At 69.7% G+C, this 2,885-nt stretch carries 3 protein-coding genes; all 3 read right to left on the reverse strand.

Going from position 1 to position 2,885, the window contains the following annotated elements:
• Nucleotides 1-516: hypothetical protein (locus N865_RS21120; RefSeq protein WP_211244947.1), on the reverse strand; the 516-nt coding region annotated here is incomplete at its 3' end.
• Between the two features lie 99 nt (nucleotides 517-615).
• Nucleotides 616-969 (reverse strand): hypothetical protein, encoded by a 354-nt coding sequence (locus N865_RS21125; RefSeq protein WP_157557824.1) that lies wholly within the window; start codon nucleotides 967-969, stop codon nucleotides 616-618.
• Between the two features lie 249 nt (nucleotides 970-1,218).
• The coding region (locus tag N865_RS21130) for a N,N-dimethylformamidase beta subunit family domain-containing protein (RefSeq protein WP_157557825.1) at nucleotides 1,219-2,885 on the reverse strand (1,667 nt) is incomplete at its 5' end.

Here is a 2,885-nt window from a genome sequence, read left to right on the forward strand (position 1 = left end):
CACCGCCCACGTCCCGCAGTCGACGAGGTCCGTCGCGGGTTGGAAGACGCACGCGGGCTGGCTCTGGGGCAGCTTCTCCGTGACAGCCGCCGAACCGACGTGACGGGCGCCGAGGCCCTGGTAGTACCCGAGCCGGTAGATCTCGACGGTGTAGGCCGCCGCATCCGTGCGGATCTTGAAGTCGACCGTCTCACCGTGGTTGACGCTCATCTGGGTCGCGAACCCCGCGATGGACCCGCCGCCGGAGTCCCGGGTCGGGATGTCCCACTGGGAGCGTGCCGTGCCGGGGAGGGTGTTCTCGCACACGATCGGGTTGGCGTTCTGGGAACAGTCGGCGTCCGCCTGGACCGCGACGCGCGGATCGGTCGACGGGGGCGGGGGCGAGAGCCGGTCTGCCGGGCTGAGCGACGAGCTGATCGTGCCCCGTCCGCCGACCGTGGGCTCTGGAGTCCGATCGTGGTGTGGGTCCGGCTCGGCAAGAGCCGGACCGGCAGCGAGCACAACCCCAACGATCATCGACAGGAGCGCTGCCAGGACTCCTGCTGGTCCCCTGTCGGCCGAGCGGGATGCGGAACGTCGGCGGAACATGCTTGCTCCCCCCTGGCGGACCCGAGGTCAGCCGGTGGGCTGGATGGTGATGGGCTGGTAGAGGTCTGCCGGGGACAGCAGCCCCGAGCTGCCCCACCCTTCGATGACGGCGCGGCAGGACCCGCGGTTGGTCGGGAGCTCCACTTCGGCGGACCACGTACAGCCGTCGGCCTGGCCGGACGGACGTCCGGTGCCGAGAGGAACGCTGGTGATGAGGGCACCCGAGGCGTCGACGACCCGCACGACCGTCCCTCGCTTGAGAGCGGCATAGGGACCGCTTCCGGTGCACACGTCGACGCCGCTCGAGACACTCGAACCCCTCGGCGCGACGACCACGACCGTGGTGCGCTGGGTCGCACCGACGCTCGGGGTCTCGGTCACGGAGCCGGTCGTCGACGTTCCCGGCGTGCGGGACGTGACCACCGTCCCCGACGGGGGAACGCCCGAAGGCGAACCCGAGCAGGCACTGAGCACCAGCAGCACCCCAGCTGCGCGCGCCCCCGCGATCGCCCTCATACCGTCCCCCTGACCCCTCTGGGCCACCCTCATTACACCATCCGACCTGTCCGTCCCGAGGGGCCATGCGCGACTCTGCGCCGAAGGTCACAGCGGGCAGCTCCCCCGGAGCCCCTACTCGAAGACGACGTCGACGAAGTAGTTGGAGGACTGGTAGGTGCTCGTGGGCATGGCGGGGGTCGAGCCGTACAGGTAGACGCCGTTCGTCGCGCTCGAGGTGTTCGCCGGCGCCGAGAGCGGACCCCGGGAGAACGCCGATGTGAAGAAGGACGACGTGACGGAGTAGCGGCCGTTCGGGGCGTGGTAGGACACGATGTACGTCGTGTTGGCGGAGATGGGGACGGGCTGCGCGAGCCGAACGGTCTGCCACCCCGATGCCGTCTCGTTGATGGCCACACCCGCACCCACGCGGTTGCCGTCGGACGTCCACACGCTGACCTCGTGCCTGCCCGTGTTGAGCGACCCCTTGTAGAACTTCACGGCGGTGACCTTGCCGTCCCGGTTCGCCCGGAAGCGCATGCCGAGCTCGACCGACTTGGTGTCCGACTGGTTCTCGACCTTCGGGGTCCACAACGCACCCGGGGCCGTGAAGAGGCTGCACGGGCACTGTGTCCCGGTCCCGGCCGTCACGGTGTTCGACGTCATGACCGGACCGATGTTGCCGGAGTCGTCCACCGCACGGACTCGGATCTGGTAGGTCGTGCTGACCGGGGTCGTCATCGTGTAGCTCCACGACTCGCGTCCCGCGGTGGCCGGATGCCAGGACGTGCCGCCGTCCGTCGAGATCTCGACGCCCGCGACCCGTCCGCCGACGTCGGTGGCAGCACCGAGGATCGTCACGTTCACGCCGCCCGGCACGGAGGTCGAGGCGCTCGTCAGTCGCGCCGTCGGCCCCGTGACGTCACCCGTCCGGGTGGCAGGCGAAATGCCGTCGGGAGTTGCGGGCTGCGCACCCATGTCGGCGAACAGGTTGGCGGTCGCCTGCTGCATCGTCGGGCTGGCGGGCGTGCCCGGGTGGTCGTGCTCGGCGTCGAGCCCCCAGGACCACTGGATCGTCCCGGCCGAGAAGACGAGCGCACCGCTCGGGGCCCGGTACTGCGTCAGGTGATGCACGTCCGTCGCCGCACCGAACGTGCTGCCGTAGTCGAGGAGCATCCAGGTGGTCCGCGCGATCTTGGTCGACGACAGCTGGGCCAGCCCAGCCGGTCGATAGCCGTTGTCCTGGTCCACGTCCCACTCGTAGCCCAGCACCCCCACTGGGAGCGAGAGGGTCGAACCCGAGGCCAGGCCAGCCGCAGCCGTGTTGCGCCAGAAGCGCAGCTTCCCGTCGTCGGCCGGGATGTCGATGCCGTAGTTGCTCGACCACACGCCGTTCCCCCGGAAGAGGGTGCCCGTGGTGGCGTTCTCGGGGCGTCCGGACGCGTTGGCCGGGAACCGGGTGTCCCGCGTGGTTCCGGTCCAGCTGGTCGTCGACACCTGCGTGTTGTCGTGGGTCTCCTTGTACGACGTCAGCGTGCGCCCCGGGGTGCTGGTCCCGTCGATGCTGGGCTCCCAGCGGTGCTGCCAGAACATCTCGTTGCCGCTGAAGAACGCGAGGTTCATCCCCCGGTCTCGGGCGGCCTCGATGTTGGCGCGCTGCGTGGTCGACCAGTACTCGTCGTGTCCCACGGAGACGAAGGTCGAGTGCAGACCCAACAGCTGCGGGCGGACATCCGTGTCCACGCCCGCGATGTAGCTGACGCCGTACCCCTCGCGCTCGAGCCAGCGGATCATCGGGTACT

Source organism: Intrasporangium oryzae NRRL B-24470 (assembly GCF_000576595.1).
Lineage (GTDB): Bacteria > Actinomycetota > Actinomycetes > Actinomycetales > Dermatophilaceae > Intrasporangium_C > Intrasporangium_C oryzae.